Source organism: Caproicibacterium sp. XB2 (assembly GCF_044880635.1).
Taxonomy (GTDB): domain Bacteria; phylum Bacillota; class Clostridia; order Oscillospirales; family Acutalibacteraceae; genus Caproicibacterium; species Caproicibacterium lactatifermentans.
In genome coordinates, this window is record NZ_CP173227.1 from 908,996 (window position 1) to 925,448 (window position 16,453).

A 16,453-nucleotide genomic window follows, 5' to 3' on the forward strand; every position below is an offset into this window, starting at 1 on the left:
GAAATGGGATGTAAAAAGCGATGATGAATGTTTTAATCAGCGGCTGCGGCGGAAGAATGGGCCATGTTGTCGCAAGTATGCTGGCTTCCCGTGAAGATATGCAGGCAGTCGGCGGAGTGGATTTGCGCCCGTGCGATGACTGCGGATTTTCGGTCTTTTCTTCTCCGGAAAAAGTGAATGTACCGGTTGATGTGGTCATTGATTTTTCTAACCCCTCTGCCCTGCTGCCGCTGTTGGACTATGCAGAAGCAAACAAGGTTCCTGTGGCCCTGTGCACCACAGGTTATAACAGCAGCCAAGTGGAAGCACTGAAAAAGGCTGCCAAAACCATTCCGGTCTTTTATTCGCGCAATATGTCACTTGGCATCAATTTGCTAATAGAACTGAGTAAAAAAGCGGAAAAGGTTTTAGGACCGGATTTTGATGTAGAAATTATTGAGAAACATCATAATCAAAAAATTGATGCACCCAGCGGTACAGCGCTGATGATTGCAGATGCGGTTTCTCAGGCGCGCGGAGAAGATATGCACTATGTTTATGACCGGCATTCCCAGCGAAAGAAACGGGAACCTTCTGAAATAGGAATTCATTCCATTCGTGGCGGAACCATTGTTGGTGAACATGAAGTAATGTTTGCTGGGAATCATGAAGTTATTACAATCTCTCACTCTGCACAGTCAAAAGAGGTATTTGCCGCTGGTGCTGTAAATGCAGCCGCATTTTTAGCGGGAAAAGCTGCGGGTCTTTATGATATGTCCGACTTACTGAAATAAGGAGTGAAAGTAGAGATGGCAGCAAAACAAACAATTCAAACGACCAGTGAAATCACACTGGTTACACTGCAAAACTGTCCAGCAAATCCGGCTTTTCTGGCAAATGTGTTTGTGAAAATTTCTGAGCTTGGAGTAAACGTTGACATGATTTCGCTTTCACCGAATCACGGCTCCAGTACAGCAGTTTCTTTTACAATCAATGATGAAGACCTTGGGAAAATTTTAAAGTTTACCTCTTCCCTGCAGAAAAAATCGAAGATAAAAACGATTGTCAGCAGTGGTAACTGTAAAATTAATGTTTTTGACCAGAACATGGTGAACACACCTGGTGTTGCCGCAAAAGTATTTGCCGCCATTTCTACAGTGAATACTGATATACGAATTGTGACCACTTCTGATGTGGATATTTCGGTGCTGGTAACGGAAGCGGACTTTGGTACCACTTTAGAGGCCCTGCAAAAAGCACTTGACTGAAAACAAAGGATTCATTAAAAAGGAAGATACATTTCATCTCCTCTTTTTCGTAAAGAAAGGGCTGAAATGTATCTTCAATTTTTTTTGCTTTTCTGTTTACTGAGCCGGTCCTTTAGGTAATCAATCCGTCTTTCATGCGCACGAATAGAATTGAGTGCGCGGGCTAGTGTATCCGGTTCTTCGCTTTCATTGGCTTTAGCTTTTTGATAAAAAACTTTGATTTTTTTCAAACGTTTTGTGAATTCTTCAAGTTCTATTTCCAACGGAACTTTTTGTCCCAGCGTGTCGCCATAGATGGCAATTAACGTACGTTTGGCTTCTTCATAAGAAACACTGTCATTGTCCATGAGCGCCAATGCATGGACTGCTTTTAACAGGATCCGCTCTGCGGGCTCACCGACTTGCAGGCCCTGCATGATTTCATCTTTCAGCTGATTGGCTTCATCCAATTCTGACTTGCGTTCGGGTGTATTCTCTTCTGCCAAAGTGAGGTCCCCCTTTTGCCCTTTTATAACTTATAAACTAAAAAGTGCTTTTGCGAATTTCTCGTCATTCTTTTTACTGTTAAATGAATTAAACCATATTTGACGTGCATTTAAGCGAAGACTTGCCTGCATGGTAAATGAAGCACGGTGATAGTCTTGTAAGACCTGTGCAATCTGTTGGCTTTCAGGTTTGGCGGGCAGCAGATAGCCAATACCTGGATTGATGATTTCCGTGATAAAGTTTAATGTAGAAGCAGCGATTGTTGGTATACCATAAGAACAGGCTTCTATTACAAGTATAGCTTGCTTTTCATTTTGAGGAAAGGTTAAGTACAAATCAATCAAATGCGTTTGGAAATAGGCAGACCGTTCTTCCCCCGAGTGAAAACATTTTGTTTTCCATACAACATTGTCCGTATCAGACAAAAAAGAGCGACATGTTTTTTCTTGTTGCTCCAAAATATCCGCATCTAAACCGCAGTGACACCAGTGTATCGGAAAGTCTATGGAAGCTAAAGCTTGTGCGATTTTCTGCAGATGCAGCTCTGCATTTTCAGTGTAGTCCTCTGATAAAAGCTGCAAAGGTGTACCTTTTTTACCGGGCGGATTCAATCCGCGGTCCGGTACACCCATATAAGAAATTTTAATGTTTCCTCTTTTTTTAATATTTCTTTCTTGGCAGAATATGTCCCGACTGCCGCGGAAAGAAAAAGCAATCAGATTGAGATAAGGAAACATCCGCTGCTGAAAAAAACAGTTAGCCATAGCAAAGTCGGATTCCTGCACGCGCGTTGCAATTTTTAAATTTGGAAATCGTAGCTTTTCCAATACAAGTGCCATTGCCCCGATTCCATACCAATATGTATAGTAAACGCAATTCTCCCATGAAGAAAAGGTACCTTTCTTTTCCAGCCATCGGCGCAGCATTTCTGACTGAAACAAAAATTGGCGAATGTCTTCTTCGGACTGTTTTTGTGAACCTGATGTATTGTTTTCCTTTAAAAGCCGACGATAAATTGTCTTTGTCCGGTTTGGCAAAAAATAAAGCAACCGGTTTCCTCTTTTCTTCTGGCAAAAAGAAGATATAGGCAGCCCGCATAAATCCAGCCCATCCATCCTGCTGGAAGAGAACAAGGAAACAGAGAAACGCTGCTGTTCAGCAGCCAGCTCCGGCAACAGGAAAGGCAAGGCCCCCTCCTCTGCTGGGTTATGGTCAAGAAGTATCATTAGCTTTTTCATAGATATACTCCCTGCTGTTTCAGTTTTGTTGAATCTGCTGTTTAACAAGGGCAGTGTTGGGTGTCACATACAAAGTTTTTTGATTCACATAAATAACCATTCCAGGTTTGGCCCCTTTTGGCTTGCTGACATATCGGTCCAGCGTATAATCAACAGGGACCTTTGTGGCACTTTTTCCGCGGCTGTGATAAGCAGCCAGACAGGCGGCTTCCAGAATAGCTTTATCTGTCGGCGCCTTTCCGTCCGTCACAAGAATAACATGGGAACCCGGAATCTTTTGTGTGTGAAACCAAATGTCATTTTTGTGAGCCTGTTTCAGCGTTAGTTGGTCATTCTGCCGATTGTTGCGGCCAACCAGCACATGAAAACCGTCACTGGTCGTGAACTGCAGCGGTTTGGAGGCAATATCTTTCTGCCGCTTATTTTTAGGGCGACGGATATATCCCTCTTCCGCAAGTTCGGACCGAATCTCGTTTAAATCACACTCTTTTTCCGCGCGGGAAAGTTCCTCGAATACGGAATCCAAATAAGCAAGCTCAGCCTCTGCGTTTTGGATTTGCACGGTTAAGATGTCCTCTGCAGTACGTGCCTTTCGATAAGCCTTATAATATTTTTGTGCGTTTTGGCTTGGGGATAGCGCCGGGTTTAACTGAATGGTTACCAAAGGCTGCCCCTCTTCATAGAAATTTTCCAGGTGTACGCTCGTGCTGCCTTTTGAGATACGATAAAGATTTGCATTTAATAGGTCACCGCAGATACGAAGCTCATCGCGTTTGGCGCATTTTTTTAAATCAGCACGCTGATTGTTGATTTTGCGGCTGATGCGCTCGGTCGCCGTTGTAAGGATTCGAAGCAGGTCCTGGCTTTTGACATGCATACGTTCTATACGGTCCCTGTCACCGTAGAAAGAGTCCAGTAACTCTGAGAAACTGGATTTAATGGCACACTTTGCACGGTTACCATACTGCTGAATTGGTATGAAAGAAAAATCCAATGGCTTTTGTGGTCCAACTGCCATAGCAGGAACACCGGTCTGTTTGATAATGATTTCCTGTAGCCGCAATAATATATCCAGCAAAGCTGATTGCTGTGCCGGTGTCATTTGATGAATAAAGACATCTGCACCATGCCCAACGCGGAACTGAATTTCACGACAGACGACCGGTGACAGCCCCTGCAATGTGTGCAGCAGCGCTTTATGAAGCTGCATTTCTGCAGGGAGGGATTGTATTTGACACAATATCTGTTGTGGTGCTACTTCCAATAAACACAGCTTTTTTTGCGGCGGTGGTAAATGGTAGGTAAGGCCCGGCAGTACCAGCCGTTCCGAGCTCATTTCGGCGTCCACTCGTTTTAGAGCATCTATAATTTTACCATTCTCATCTATAAAAATAATGTTGCTATAGCGCCCCATGACTTCAATAGCTAAAGTGAGCCGTATGGTGTCACCAAGTTCGTTGGTCCCATCAAAATCAAGGAGCAATGCACGCTCAAGGCCGGGCTGACGAATTTGCACCAAATGTGCACCTGTCAAACGCTTACGCAGGAGCATGCAAAGCATTGGCGGATATTTTGGGTTTTCCGGCGTTTGCTTGACTAAATGGATGCGGGCACTGTTTGCGCGTGCAGAAAGCAGCAACTTTTGTGTACCTTCCCGACTGCGCATATATAGAAACAGTTCGTCGCGGTTTGGCTGATAAATGCGGTCTACTTTACAACCGAGCACGGATGTTTCCAATTCCTTTTTTAAATGATGCAGGTAGGCGCCGTCTAAGGCCATGCTTCTCCCTTCCCTTCTATATCAAAATACATGTTTAAGAAATGCAAACTGCAGGACTGTGCATGGTTTGGCTGATTACACAGTTTAATGCGGGAAAATGTATGGAAATACGCTGTATCAGCGGCTCCAAAACGACTACTTCCGTTTCATAATGTCCCGCGTCCACTAGCGTCAGCTGCAGCTGTTCCGCATCCAAAAGCAGGTTATGCTTGCTTTCGCCAGTGACAAAGCCCTCGCATCCGGCAGCAACCGCATCATACAGCAAATCTGTTCCGCCCCCGCTGCATAGGCCAACGATGCGAATTGGGCGCAGGCCATTTGTATAGCGCAGGCCACTACAATGCAGCTGTTGTTTTACCTGTGCGGCAAAGGCCGCTGGGGAAAGCGGGTGGTCAAGCTCCCCCATCAGAGCCTCTGAAAATCCGGGCCGGTATTCTTTTAGCGTATGTACGTTTTTTAGCTGCAACTGGCTGGCCAATGCGGTGTTTACGCCGCCTTCTGCCATGTCAAGGTTTGTGTGGGCACAGATGGCGTCGATTCCATACTGCGCCAGCAGATAAGGTGCAGACCCATTTTTCAACTGACGAAGGGGATTAAAAATGACAGGATGATGACTGACAATTAATTGGGCACGTCGATTCTTGGCTTCTTCTACAACCGCAGGGGTAATATCCAGTGCAAACAGTACAGTCTGCACTGGCGTATTTCTGTCCCCTACCAATAATCCAGGATTATCAAAATCCATAGCCGACTGAAAAGGGGCAAAAGAATCAATAAAATTATAAATATCTCCGCTTGTCGTCATGTTTTCACTTCCTTTCCGTTTTCAAAGGCACATATCTTCTATTTTTTGCAGTGCGTCCACTAGGACTTTTGTCTGTGGCGAGTCCCCGCCGCGCAGTAAACCAAACAGCTTTTGTTGCAGATAGTGGCTCTGCCGCAGCAGATACTCCCGTTCTGCTGCGTTTTTTCCCGTAAGTGCACCTGTATAAATTTGTACGGAATCCGTTTCTTTACATTCCCGTGGGAGGTATCGATATTTCATCACTGTATAGACTCTGTGCTCATCGTAAACGGCTTCTTCCTGTAAAAGGGTGAATCCCCGCCCTGCCATTGCGGCGCGCAGATGAGATGGCTTTGTCATTGGCTGCAGAATCAAAAGCTTTTCCGGATGATACAGCCAAGGAGTTTCCGTAACGATTCTAGCAATCAAATCTCCGCCCATTCCGGCAATGACAATGTCCTCCACTTCCTGCGACTGAACAGCGCGCAGCCCGTCCGAAAGACGCGGCGTGATCAGTTTCTGCAGATGGAAGCGTGAAATATTTGATTTGGCGGTGGACAAAGGTCCTTCCCGCACGTCACAGGCAAGTGCAGAAATGATGCGGTTATGCAGGGCTAGCCAGATGGGCAGGTAGGCGTGGTCCGTTCCCACATCACACAAACGCGTGCCCTCCCGTACAAAAGAGGCACAAAGGTGCAGCCGCTCTCCCAGATGAATATCAGATTCTTTCATGCTTAGGCTCCAAAAGGAATACCGCCCGGAAACAAATGAAATACCGGACGGTAAAGTCAGTTTTTATTGTTCTGTGTTTTCCGCGTCATTTGTATCTGCCGGTTCTTTACCGGACAGATGCTGATTTAAGACCTGGACCAGTTCCTGCACATCTACGCCGTGGACGGCGCATGCCTGCGCCAATGTTTCACCGCGGGAAGCAGGACAGCCAAGACAATACATACCCATTTGTAGGAAATAAGGAACGGTTGAATTGTCTGCGTCCAAGATGTCACCGATAATAGAATCTTTCGTTACGACCATTTTTCATCCTCCTTGTTTTAAAAAAGCCCCGGGAAAGTTCCCGAGGCAAAAACGCACATTGGAACGACTTTATTTTTTCCGCATTTTTTCAAAACATTCTTTACAGTAAACAAGTCGGCCCTCATGAGGCTGAAAAGGCACTTGTGTTTCTTTTCCGCAGTTTGCACATACAGCCGGGTACAATTTGCATGATGCCTGTGCATTATTTCTGCGCTTTTCACGGCATTCTTTACAGCGCTTAGGTTCATTGGTGAAACCTTTAGCTGCGTAAAATTCTTGTTCCGCTGCAGTAAAAACAAATTCTTTTCCACAATCCTTGCAGATTAGTACTTTATCTTCATACATAAGAAAATCCTCATAATATTTCGTTCAACAATGAATATTTAAAATTCAGAATGCTTTCTTAATTTCTGACGTACCCGTTGCAGTGCATTGTCTGCAGCCTTTTGCGTGATTTGCATTTTCTGTGCAATCTCCGCATAGCTGCATCCATTTAAGTAGAGATGCAAAGTCTTTTGTTCCATTTCGGTCAGCATATTCTGTATTGCAAAATGTACTTGCTGCAGACGTTCTTTTGATAAATACTGGGCCTCTGGGTTTGCAGTATCTGACGCGGAAAGATTGATTTCCTCATTGAGAGAAACAAACCCATCCAGAGGCTGATTACGCCCACATTTTGCGTTTCGGTATGCCATTAAAATGCGATTATGTATGCAAATGCTGGCATAGGTAGAAAAGCGGCTTCCCTTGTCTGTACGATAGGTACAGGCCGCCGTATACAGTCCCCATAAGCCTTCCTGGTAAAAATCATCATGGTCTAGGAAAGTACCATGAAAAGGAGCGGATTTTGCACGAATCAGCTCCACATACCGTGCGGTTAATTCCACAAAAGCATCTGAATTTCCTTCTTTTATAAGAGAAGAAAGCTGTGCATCTGTATATGCAGATAATCTTTTTTTCTCGGATTTCGCCTTATCAATCATTACAGACCGCCTATCCAAGTACTTTACGCTTATTTTACAGCATCCATAGTGGGAAGTCAAGGGAACGAAGCAATACAGGAATCCTAAGAAAAAGCGAACATATAAAAAAATAACATTTTTACAAAAAATGTCGTATAATAACTAATAAAATGATAGTGAAAGATTGCAATAGCAGATAAAAGCCGTAAAACCACAGGGAGGTATGTTATGGTTTCGCAGGTATATAGTATGGGATTGTATGGAATGGACGCTTTTCCGGTTTTAGTAGAATCGGATATTTCCCGGGCACTTCCCTCTTTTGATATTGTTGGACTGCCGGACGCTGCTGTAAAAGAATCTAGAGACCGTGTGCGGTCAGCAGTGAAAAATTGTGGATATACTTTCCCAGAAGGAAAAATTACAGTCAATTTAGCCCCTGCTGATAAGCGCAAGGAAGGGCCAATTTATGACCTTCCCCTGTTTATCAGCCTACTGTGTGCTTCTGGACAGATGTCGGCAAATTTGGAGGGCTGCGCTTTTTTAGGAGAGCTTTCTCTTGGCGGAACTTTGCGTCCTGTCAGGGGCGTCTTGCCCATGACCATCGGGGCGCAGGAAAGCGGTTTTCAGCGTATTTTTCTTCCGGCAGAAAATGCAGCAGAAGCGGCGGCTGTAGCGGGAATCTCGGCGTTTCCGATACATAATGTTATGGAACTGATCAGCTTTTTGGCCGGACGCAAGGAAATTATGCCAGCAAAGCCTGCTCCGGTTCAGTTGGACGCTTTTGACCACACTTTGGATTTTGCTGATGTGCGTGGTCAGGTACAGTCTAAACGCGGACTTGAGATTGCTGCTGCAGGTGGACATAATGTTCTGCTAATTGGTCCGCCTGGTTCTGGCAAAAGTATGCTGGCAAAGCGCCTGCCGTCCATTTTGCCGGATATGACTTTATCGGAAAGAATGGAAACGACGAAAATCCATTCCATAGCAGGTGCTCTGCCGCATGAGACATCTCTAATTAGTTCTCGTCCTTTTCGGGCGCCTCATCATACAATTTCACCCTCTGGATTATCTGGAGGTGGTTCTATTCCGCGGCCAGGAGAACTTTCCCTTGCACATAACGGTGTGCTGTTTTTAGATGAATTACCGGAATTTGCAAGGAGCACGATGGAAGTTTTGCGGCAGCCGATTGAGGATGGCGTGGTGACAATTTCGCGTGTCAGCGGCACGGTGACGTACCCCTGTTCCGTTATGCTCGTGGCTGCGATGAACCCCTGCCCCTGTGGTTATTTCGGACATCCCACACGCAAGTGTACCTGCAAGCCAGACCAGGTAAATCGCTACCTCAATCGTGTAAGCGGCCCCCTGCTAGACCGGCTTGACCTGCACATAGAAGTGCCGCCAGTTGATTTTGAATCGCTGTCAGGTGAACAGAAGGCAGAACCCAGCGCCGAGATAAGAAAGCGCGTAAACGCGGCGCGTGCGGTGCAGAACGAGCGCTTTAAGGGCACAAACATCACCTGCAACGCACGCATCACACCGGACATTCTAAATGATGCCTGCCGCCTTTCCCCTGCTGGTAAAGCGCTGCTGAAGGCAGCGTTTGAGAAGCTAGGCTTGTCGGCCAGAGCCTATGACCGTGTGCTGAAGGTAGCACGCACAATAGCTGACCTTGCAGGCTCTAAAGATATTGAAGCGGAGCACGCCGCCGAGTCGGTACAATACCGCAGCCTTGACCGCAAGTACTGGGAGCGGCGGTAATAGAATATGAAAAAACGACCTCCTGTAAGAGGGAGGCCGTTGTCATATCTGGACGGTATTTTTACGCTTACTGTCAGTCATTTTAAAACAGCTGCTTTTTAATAATTGGTAATTTTCGTGGCGAAGTTCAAAGAAACTTTGTGAATAGCCACAGACCGGTCAAACATTCAGCGCTTTTAGGCCGGCTACAATCTTTTCTGGATTCTTTACAGCTTCATATTCATAGACTTCCGTAATACTGGCGGTTGGATATAGATGGATTCCAATATATAAATTTTAGTTTTCCTTGTATATTATGCTGCAATTTGCTACAATTTAATTGTGCATTTATTTAATCGATAGGAAAATTCTATCGGACTGGTTCGCAAACTTCCCAGGATAAAAAACCAAGTATCTCTTTGCTTTTTAAGCAAAAATATAATAAAAGGAGATTGGAGAATGAATGCAAAAAAAGTAGCCGCAGTCTGCCGTTTTGTTCCCCGACATGCAAGTCCTTATGTCCGTCAAAGGATTTTCCTTTCGGAGGGCAGCAGATGAGAAAGTTGGGTCCCTTCAAAATCTGTGTCATTGTGTTAATGGCTGTAGTCAACGTGATTGGCGCCAACATTGCTCTGGTTACGCGGCTTCCTATTTACCTTGACAGTATCGGCACCGTCATGTGTGCTGCCTTATTCGGACCTGCTTGTGGGATTGTCTCCGGCGTGTTGGGCAGCTTTACTTGTGGAATCACAACAGACATTTATTCGCTTTATTACATACCGGTACAATTTGCCACAGGTTTCTTTTCGGGCATGATTTTCAAGAAATGCAGGCCTCATGGTTGGGATATTATACTGAAGGCAGCCTGTGTTTCTATTCCGGCAACAGTAGTAGGTTCTGTTATTACTGCTTGTGTCTTTCACGGCATTACGTCTTCTGGTTCTGCATTGCTTGTACAGCTTTTGAATAAATGTGTCGGCATGAATTTGACACTGAGTATTTGCTTGGTGCAAGCACTGACAGATTATGCCAACTGTGCTGTAAGCATTGTTGCTGCCTGCGCAGTTCTGAAAGTTTTACCGGTTCAGATTAAAGATGCAGTAAGGAGAAGCAATATCAGTAATGGAACGATATAATCAGATTACAAATAAGAATATGCGTGAAATTGTCTTGCTGAAAGCGCATCCCTGTGCATGGGGAAAATGTCGCTTTTGTGATTACATACTGGATAATTCTAAAAATAAAATGGAAATGCTAAAACTCAACCATGAAGTCCTATCCCATGTGACAGGGAAATTTGGTGTTTTAGAAGTAATCAATTCCGGCAGCTGCTTTGAGCTTCCGAGAGAAACACTGGCCGAGATACGCAGTATTGTTCAGAAAAAACATATTCGTCGATTGTTTTTTGAAGCACATTGGATGTACAGAAATATGCTTCAAAAAATGCGGGATTATATGGGTGTGCCTATTACGTTCAAAATCGGTGTGGAAACATTTAACAACGATTTTCGAGAACAATATCTAAACAAAAATGCTGATTTCAGCAGTGCCGAAGAAGTTGCACAATATTTTGATTCCCCATGCCTAATGGTAGGCATCAAAGGGCAGACACGGGAAATGATTGATTATGATATCAAGATGCTGAAGAAATACTTTCAACTTGGTACCATCAATGTCTATACCAACAATAGTACAGATGTAAAACGTGATGAACAATTAGTATCATGGTTCCGCAAAAAATATGCCTGTCTGGATGAGGACCCATCTGTTGAAGTCTTGTATGAGAACACCGACTTTGGAGTTGGAGATTAGAAATACCATACAGCAGAATTTATACAATTAGCTGCAAAAAAGCATCTTCTTCCCTATGAGGGTGAAGCGCCTATTTGCGGCTTTTATTTTTTGCCATGATAATTTTCCTGCTGTTGTTACAATATAAAAATAAGTTTAATTTTTTACTTTCCTGTTTCGTTTTGCTATAATGGAACTAATAAAAAACGTTTCACGTAACACGTAAGCAGAATGAGGATTGGAGAAAATAATGACACAGAAAAAAGAAACTTTGTGGATTACACAGACAGCAGTTTGTATTGCATTGCTGGTTGGCCTGCAGGCAGCAACGGCACCTCTTGGCAGTACCATCTTAACGGGTTCTATCGTAAATTATTTACTGGTAGTTTCCGTTATGCTCTGTGGAGTTCGTTCTGGCTGTATAGTAGCAGTGGTGTCCCCTATTGTGGCAAAGCTTTTCGGCATTGGTCCTTTGTGGGCGTTAGTGCCTTTTATTATGGCGGGCAACCTCGTACTTGTTTTGCTGTGGAGCTTGATTGCAAAAAACGAATCCTCTCGAAAGTTTTTTCGAGGGGCCGCCGCTGTTGTCCTTTCTGCTGTAGGAAAATTTCTTGTATTATATTTTGGCATTGTGAAGCTGGCGGTTCCGTATATCCTAAAACTGAAGGGCACAAAGGCAAATGTGATTTCTATGATGTTTTCCTATCCGCAGCTTCTTACAGCGGTTATTGGAGGCATTGTAGCAGCTTTGACACTTCCGCTTCTGAAAAAAGCGATTCATACGCATACGGCATAAATGTTATTAAAGTGGAATCAGCGTAGCTCTTTTGTATGGCAGAGATAATTATGGGAATGCGGGCGGCATTATCTGCATTCTCGTTTTTAAGGCGCTTTTTTGGGAAGCAGGTTTTACGATGTTTCCTGTACACGAAAGATAAAGAACAGAAAATTTCTATTTTACAGAAAGGCACAGCATGAATGTATTTGATATATTAGGTCCTGTGATGATAGGTCCCTCCAGTTCTCATACCGCAGGTGCCGTAAAAATCGGTCTGGTTGCACGTCAACTGTTGGGAGATACGCCGAAAAAAGCAAAAATATTGCTGCATGGCTCCTTTGCCAGCACAGGGGTTGGACATGGAACAGATAAAGCGATTGTTGCCGGACTTTTGGGAATGCAGCCTGATGACAAGCGGATTCCAGACAGCTTTGCGGCCGCAAAACAGCAGGGTCTGGATTTTTCTTTCGATACGATTCATTTGCGCGGTGCGCACCCAAACACGGCTGTGCTTACTTTGGAAGATGGAAAAAAGCGCAAACTGGAAATTGAAGCGGCCTCTCTTGGAGGTGGCAGGATTCAAGTTCGTAAGATTGATGGAATTGATACGAACTTTTCCGGTGAATATAATACGCTGATTGTGCACAACCTGGACCAGCCTGGTCATGTTGCACAAGTGACCACTATTCTCGCTCAACGCAATGTGAATATTGCAACCATGCAGCTTTACCGCAATGTGCAGGGCGGGTATGCTGTTATGGTCATTGAGTGCGACCAGCCTATACCGGAAGACTTAGTGGACTGGCTAATGAAGCTGGACGGCATTATTAAAGTTTCTTATATCAATGTAAAACAGTGAGGAGCAGCAATATGGCTTATGATTCCATTAAAAAGATGCTGAAAGATGCACAGGAGAAAAATTTGCCGCTTTGGAAAGTTATTCTTCAGGAAGACACGGCGTCACAAAACGGAAGTGAAGAAGCTTCCATGCAGAAAATGTTGACGTTATGGAAAACCATGCAGACCACTACCTGCTCCTATCGTTCGGAAGAACGTTCTCACAGCGGATTAGTTGGCGGGGACAGTGCCCGTGTCAGCGATGCTGCTAAAAAAGGCAAACTGATTGGTGACGCATTCCTCAATGAAATGATTGCGCTGGCACTGCAGATTAGTGAGTGTAATGCCTGCATGAAACGTATTGTCGCTGCTCCAACGGCTGGTTCTTGTGGAGTGCTGCCTGCTGTTCTTATACCACTTGCAAAGAAAGAAAACCTGCCAGATACAGTTATGATACAGGCACTGTATATTGCGGCAGGTTTTGGAGAAGTTATCGCACAAAGGGCTTCGATTGCCGGTGCATCCGGCGGGTGTCAGGCGGAAATTGGTACAGCGTCTGCTATGGCTGCTGCTGCGCTGGTTTGGTTAAAAGGCGGCAGCGCCGAACAGTGCGCACATGCCTGTGCAATGGCCTTGAGCAATCTTTTGGGGCTGGTCTGTGACCCGGTAGCTGGATTGGTGGAAGTTCCGTGTGTACAGCGAAACGTAACTGGAGCATTGAATGCAGTGGGAGCTGCCAATATGGCATTGTCCGGTGTCATTTGTCATATACCGGCAGATGAAGTGATTGACGCTATGGGAAGTATAGGTGACCAAATGCCAACTTCTTTGCGGGAAACAGGAAAAGGCGGTCTTGCCGCCACACCCACGGGGCAAAAGATTGCAGAAAGGCTTACAGATAAAACAATATTATAACATTATAACGTTTACGGAAATTCGTTACTTTCCCTGAAAAGCAGGCAGCATTTTGCGCAAATATTGTCCGGTATAAGATTCTGGCACAGCTGCCACTTGCTCTGGTGTGCCCTGTGCTACAATGTTTCCTCCGGCATCTCCACCCTCAGGGCCAAGATCAATAATCCAGTCGGCTGTTTTGATTAAGTCCAAATTATGCTCAATAACAACGACAGTATTGCCGTTGTCCACTAACTTTTGCAGGACGTTAATCAGGCGATGTACATCAGCCATATGGAGCCCCGTTGTCGGTTCATCCAGAATATAGATAGTTCGGCCTGTAGGCCGTTTGCTTAGTTCTGCGGCCAGCTTGACTCGCTGCGCCTCTCCACCAGAAAGCGTTGTGGCAGGCTGGCCGATTTTAATGTATCCCAATCCTACTTCTTCCAATGTTTGCAGGCGCCGAGCAATACGCGGAATAGCCTGAAAGAACGTAAGTCCCTCTTCAACTGTCATTTCCAGTACATCGTAAATGGACTTCCCTTTGTACTTGATTTCCAGTGTTTCTCGATTATAGCGCTTTCCATGGCAGACATCACAGGGTACATAAACATCCGGAAGAAAATGCATTTCTATTTTAATGATTCCGCCGCCCTCACAAGCTTCACAGCGGCCGCCTTTTATATTAAAGGAAAATCTGCCGGGTGTATATCCACGCAGCTTGGCGTCCTGCGTACTGGCATACAGGTTACGGATATCTGTAAACATACCGGTATAAGTGGCAGGATTAGACCGCGGCGTACGGCCGATAGGACTTTGATTGATTTCAATCACTTTATCCAGTGCAGACAAGCCACGGATTTCTTTGAACTTTCCAGGGTGCAGTTTTGCACCGTTCAGCTGGGCAGCAAGATATTTGTATAGAATTTCATTGATAAGTGAAGATTTTCCGGAACCGGAAACGCCAGTGATACAAACGAATTTTCCGAGAGGAATGTCTACATTGATATGCTTTAAGTTGTTTTGTGCAGCACCAATAATGGACAGCTTTTTGCCGTTGCCTGGCCGACGTATGGAAGGGACCTCAATTTTTCGTTTTCCACTCAAGTATTGTCCTGTAATGGAAGCTTCACAGTTTACGATGTCTGCCGGAGGTCCGTTGTAGACGACTTCTCCTCCGTGAATGCCCGCACCAGGTCCAATATCCACCAGATGGTCAGCGGCGCGCATTGTTTCTTCATCATGTTCAACGACAATGACGGTATTTCCAAGGTCACGCAGATGCTTTAAAGTCGCAAGCAATTTAGCATTGTCACGCTGATGCAGGCCAATGCTTGGCTCATCAAGAATGTATACAACGCCCATCAGGGACGAGCCAATCTGTGTAGCCAAACGGATACGCTGGCTTTCGCCTCCAGAAAGTGTGCCTGCCGAGCGGGATAATGTCAAATATCCCAATCCTACGCTTTTTAAAAAAGTCAGACGGGAACGTACTTCTTTTAAAATCGGTTCGGCGATTAGCTTTTTGCGTCCGGTCAGTTGCAGCGTATTCAGAAAGTCCAGTGCCTGTAGGACCGACAAGCTGCAGAGCTCTGCAATATTCTTTCCGCCGACGGTTACGGCTAGGCTCATGGGGTTCAGTCGGTTTCCATGACAGGCATCACAGGGAATGGCACTCATGTAGGATTCGATTTCTTCTTTAATCCAGTTACTGCTTGTATCCCGAAAACGCCGCTCAAAATTTGGAATAATTCCCTCAAATGTGGCCATGTATTTGCTGTGCCCAAAACTAGTATCCCGTTCCACCTCTATTTTTTCTCCTTTGTTTCCAAACAGGAGAATATCTACGATTTTTGGTGACAAATCAGCAATCGGTGTATCAAGGGAAAAATGATAGTGTTTAGCAAGACCTTCCAAATACATAGAAGCAATCGAGTTTCCCTCCATTGCCCAGCCGCTGCCCCGAAGGCCACCTTTTCGGACGCTCAGCGATTTATCCGGAATAATCAGGTCCGGGTCAATTTTCATGAAAACGCCAAGCCCAGTACACTTTGGGCAGGCACCGGAAGGGCTGTTAAAAGAAAACATCTGCGGTGTCAGTTCGTCAATTCCAAGACCGTGTTCCGGACACGCGTAGTTTTGACTAAACAAAATATCGTCTTGTCCATTCGGGCTGATGACAACCAGACCTCCGGCCAGCGAAGCTGCTGTTTCTAAACTATCCGCCAAACGGGAACGTATTTCTGGTTTTACCATCAGTCGGTCTACGATAATGTCAATCGTATGCTTTTTGTTTTTTTCAAGCACAATTTTTTCAGATAAGTCGTATAGAATACCATCTACACGAGCACGGACAAAACCGCTTTTTCGTGCGGACTCTAGCTGTTTGGCATGTGTTCCCTTTCGGGCACGCACAACTGGGGCCATCACTTGAATTTTCGTATGTTCTGGCAGCTTTAGAACTTGGTCTACAATTTGGTCAATCGTTTGCTGCTGAATTTCTCTGCCGCATATGGGACAGTGTGGGGTACCGACGCGGGCATACAAAAGACGCAAATAGTCGTAAATTTCTGTTACCGTTCCAACCGTAGAACGAGGATTTTTAGATGTTGTTTTTTGGTCTATTGAAATAGCAGGAGAAAGTCCGTCTATAAAGTCAACATCCGGTTTTTCCATTTGTCCTAGGAACTGACGTGCATAAGAAGAAAGAGATTCCATATAGCGCCGCTGACCTTCTGCATAAATAGTATCAAAAGCCAGGCTGCTTTTTCCTGAACCAGACAGTCCCGTAAAGACAATTAGTTTATCACGTGGAATTTTCAGATTGATATTTTTTAGATTGTGCTCTCTAGCACCCTTAATAAAAATTGTTTTGGACGGCATG

The 16,453-nt window shown here is 45.0% G+C and carries 17 protein-coding genes; 8 read left to right on the forward strand and 9 right to left on the reverse strand.

Features of this window, described 5'->3' with window-relative positions:
• Positions 1 to 20 precede the first annotated feature (20 nt).
• Both dapB and ACIHKT_RS04410 read left to right on the forward strand, forming a co-directional pair.
• Positions 21 to 773: a 4-hydroxy-tetrahydrodipicolinate reductase gene (dapB, locus tag ACIHKT_RS04405; RefSeq protein WP_086035721.1), complete on the forward strand. Its 753-nt coding sequence runs from the start codon at positions 21 to 23 to the stop codon at positions 771 to 773.
• A gap of 15 nt (positions 774 to 788) precedes the next feature.
• Positions 789 to 1,247, forward strand: a complete 459-nt coding sequence (locus tag ACIHKT_RS04410; protein ID WP_086035722.1) for an ACT domain-containing protein — start codon at positions 789 to 791, stop codon at positions 1,245 to 1,247.
• Positions 1,248 to 1,321: 74 nt separating this feature from the next.
• Here ACIHKT_RS04410 and ACIHKT_RS04415 read toward each other — a convergent pair whose 3' ends face one another.
• The 8 genes from ACIHKT_RS04415 to ACIHKT_RS04450 all read right to left on the reverse strand — a co-directional run bounded on the left by ACIHKT_RS04415 (position 1,322) and on the right by ACIHKT_RS04450 (position 7,553).
• Positions 1,322 to 1,732, reverse strand: coding sequence for a hypothetical protein (locus ACIHKT_RS04415; RefSeq protein ID WP_086035723.1), 411 nt, complete (start codon positions 1,730 to 1,732; stop codon positions 1,322 to 1,324).
• A 30-nt stretch (positions 1,733 to 1,762) separates the two neighbouring features.
• On the reverse strand, positions 1,763 to 2,971 hold the full coding sequence (locus tag ACIHKT_RS04420) for a hypothetical protein (protein WP_404352842.1): 1,209 nt from the start codon (positions 2,969 to 2,971) through the stop codon (positions 1,763 to 1,765).
• A gap of 19 nt (positions 2,972 to 2,990) precedes the next feature.
• Positions 2,991 to 4,751: an NFACT family protein gene (locus ACIHKT_RS04425; protein WP_086035725.1), complete on the reverse strand. Its 1,761-nt coding sequence runs from the start codon at positions 4,749 to 4,751 to the stop codon at positions 2,991 to 2,993.
• 34 nt (positions 4,752 to 4,785) lie between these two features.
• Entirely contained in the window at positions 4,786 to 5,556 is a 771-nt protein-coding gene (locus ACIHKT_RS04430) for a Nif3-like dinuclear metal center hexameric protein (RefSeq protein WP_086035726.1), read from the reverse strand.
• 21 nt (positions 5,557 to 5,577) lie between these two features.
• The gene (locus ACIHKT_RS04435) at positions 5,578 to 6,267 is read right to left on the reverse strand and encodes a class I SAM-dependent methyltransferase (RefSeq protein WP_086035727.1); all 690 of its coding nucleotides are present in this window, start codon (positions 6,265 to 6,267) and stop codon (positions 5,578 to 5,580) included.
• Between the two features lie 63 nt (positions 6,268 to 6,330).
• Positions 6,331 to 6,570 carry a DUF1858 domain-containing protein gene (locus ACIHKT_RS04440; protein ID WP_086035728.1) on the reverse strand — a complete coding sequence of 80 codons (240 nt, stop codon included), beginning with the start codon at positions 6,568 to 6,570 and terminating at the stop codon, positions 6,331 to 6,333.
• 69 nt (positions 6,571 to 6,639) lie between these two features.
• Positions 6,640 to 6,915: a zinc-ribbon domain containing protein gene (locus tag ACIHKT_RS04445; RefSeq protein WP_086035729.1), complete on the reverse strand. Its 276-nt coding sequence runs from the start codon at positions 6,913 to 6,915 to the stop codon at positions 6,640 to 6,642.
• 38 nt (positions 6,916 to 6,953) lie between these two features.
• Positions 6,954 to 7,553: a sigma-70 family RNA polymerase sigma factor gene (locus ACIHKT_RS04450; protein WP_086035730.1), complete on the reverse strand. Its 600-nt coding sequence runs from the start codon at positions 7,551 to 7,553 to the stop codon at positions 6,954 to 6,956.
• A gap of 207 nt (positions 7,554 to 7,760) precedes the next feature.
• On the opposite strand from ACIHKT_RS04450, the gene ACIHKT_RS04455 reads away from it, so the two are divergent.
• The 6 genes from ACIHKT_RS04455 to sdaAA all read left to right on the forward strand — a co-directional run bounded on the left by ACIHKT_RS04455 (position 7,761) and on the right by sdaAA (position 13,590).
• Positions 7,761 to 9,290, forward strand: a complete 1,530-nt coding sequence (locus ACIHKT_RS04455) for a YifB family Mg chelatase-like AAA ATPase (RefSeq protein WP_174193176.1) — start codon at positions 7,761 to 7,763, stop codon at positions 9,288 to 9,290.
• 533 nt (positions 9,291 to 9,823) lie between these two features.
• Complete coding sequence (locus ACIHKT_RS04460) at positions 9,824 to 10,405, forward strand: ECF transporter S component (protein WP_086035732.1); 582 nt, start codon at positions 9,824 to 9,826, stop codon at positions 10,403 to 10,405.
• Positions 10,392 to 11,081: a radical SAM protein gene (locus ACIHKT_RS04465; RefSeq protein WP_086035733.1), complete on the forward strand. Its 690-nt coding sequence runs from the start codon at positions 10,392 to 10,394 to the stop codon at positions 11,079 to 11,081. Before ACIHKT_RS04460 ends, ACIHKT_RS04465 begins: the two co-directional genes overlap by 14 nt.
• A gap of 229 nt (positions 11,082 to 11,310) precedes the next feature.
• Positions 11,311 to 11,856: an ECF transporter S component gene (locus ACIHKT_RS04470; RefSeq protein WP_086035734.1), complete on the forward strand. Its 546-nt coding sequence runs from the start codon at positions 11,311 to 11,313 to the stop codon at positions 11,854 to 11,856.
• A gap of 178 nt (positions 11,857 to 12,034) precedes the next feature.
• On the forward strand, positions 12,035 to 12,697 hold the full coding sequence (gene sdaAB, locus ACIHKT_RS04475) for an L-serine ammonia-lyase, iron-sulfur-dependent subunit beta (protein ID WP_086035735.1): 663 nt from the start codon (positions 12,035 to 12,037) through the stop codon (positions 12,695 to 12,697).
• 11 nt (positions 12,698 to 12,708) lie between these two features.
• Positions 12,709 to 13,590, forward strand: a complete 882-nt coding sequence (gene sdaAA, locus ACIHKT_RS04480; protein WP_174403183.1) for an L-serine ammonia-lyase, iron-sulfur-dependent, subunit alpha — start codon at positions 12,709 to 12,711, stop codon at positions 13,588 to 13,590.
• 24 nt (positions 13,591 to 13,614) lie between these two features.
• Here sdaAA and uvrA read toward each other — a convergent pair whose 3' ends face one another.
• On the reverse strand, positions 13,615 to 16,452 hold the full coding sequence (gene uvrA / locus ACIHKT_RS04485; protein ID WP_404352847.1) for an excinuclease ABC subunit UvrA: 2,838 nt from the start codon (positions 16,450 to 16,452) through the stop codon (positions 13,615 to 13,617).
• Position 16,453 lies beyond the last annotated feature (1 nt).

Coding starts and splice junctions, on each gene's coding strand:
- dapB (WP_086035721.1), top strand. CDS start 21: ATGATGAATGTTTTAATCAGCGGCTGCGGCGGAAGAATGGGCCATGTT.
- ACIHKT_RS04410 (WP_086035722.1), top strand. CDS start 789: ATGGCAGCAAAACAAACAATTCAAACGACCAGTGAAATCACACTGGTT.
- ACIHKT_RS04420 (WP_404352842.1), bottom strand. CDS start 2,971: ATGAAAAAGCTAATGATACTTCTTGACCATAACCCAGCAGAGGAGGGG.
- ACIHKT_RS04425 (WP_086035725.1), bottom strand. CDS start 4,751: ATGGCCTTAGACGGCGCCTACCTGCATCATTTAAAAAAGGAATTGGAA.
- ACIHKT_RS04430 (WP_086035726.1), bottom strand. CDS start 5,556: ATGACGACAAGCGGAGATATTTATAATTTTATTGATTCTTTTGCCCCT.
- ACIHKT_RS04435 (WP_086035727.1), bottom strand. CDS start 6,267: ATGAAAGAATCTGATATTCATCTGGGAGAGCGGCTGCACCTTTGTGCC.
- ACIHKT_RS04440 (WP_086035728.1), bottom strand. CDS start 6,570: ATGGTCGTAACGAAAGATTCTATTATCGGTGACATCTTGGACGCAGAC.
- ACIHKT_RS04445 (WP_086035729.1), bottom strand. CDS start 6,915: ATGTATGAAGATAAAGTACTAATCTGCAAGGATTGTGGAAAAGAATTT.
- ACIHKT_RS04450 (WP_086035730.1), bottom strand. CDS start 7,553: ATGATTGATAAGGCGAAATCCGAGAAAAAAAGATTATCTGCATATACA.
- ACIHKT_RS04455 (WP_174193176.1), top strand. CDS start 7,761: ATGGTTTCGCAGGTATATAGTATGGGATTGTATGGAATGGACGCTTTT.
- ACIHKT_RS04460 (WP_086035732.1), top strand. CDS start 9,824: ATGAGAAAGTTGGGTCCCTTCAAAATCTGTGTCATTGTGTTAATGGCT.
- ACIHKT_RS04465 (WP_086035733.1), top strand. CDS start 10,392: ATGGAACGATATAATCAGATTACAAATAAGAATATGCGTGAAATTGTC.
- ACIHKT_RS04470 (WP_086035734.1), top strand. CDS start 11,311: ATGACACAGAAAAAAGAAACTTTGTGGATTACACAGACAGCAGTTTGT.
- sdaAB (WP_086035735.1), top strand. CDS start 12,035: ATGAATGTATTTGATATATTAGGTCCTGTGATGATAGGTCCCTCCAGT.
- sdaAA (WP_174403183.1), top strand. CDS start 12,709: ATGGCTTATGATTCCATTAAAAAGATGCTGAAAGATGCACAGGAGAAA.
- uvrA (WP_404352847.1), bottom strand. CDS start 16,452: ATGCCGTCCAAAACAATTTTTATTAAGGGTGCTAGAGAGCACAATCTA.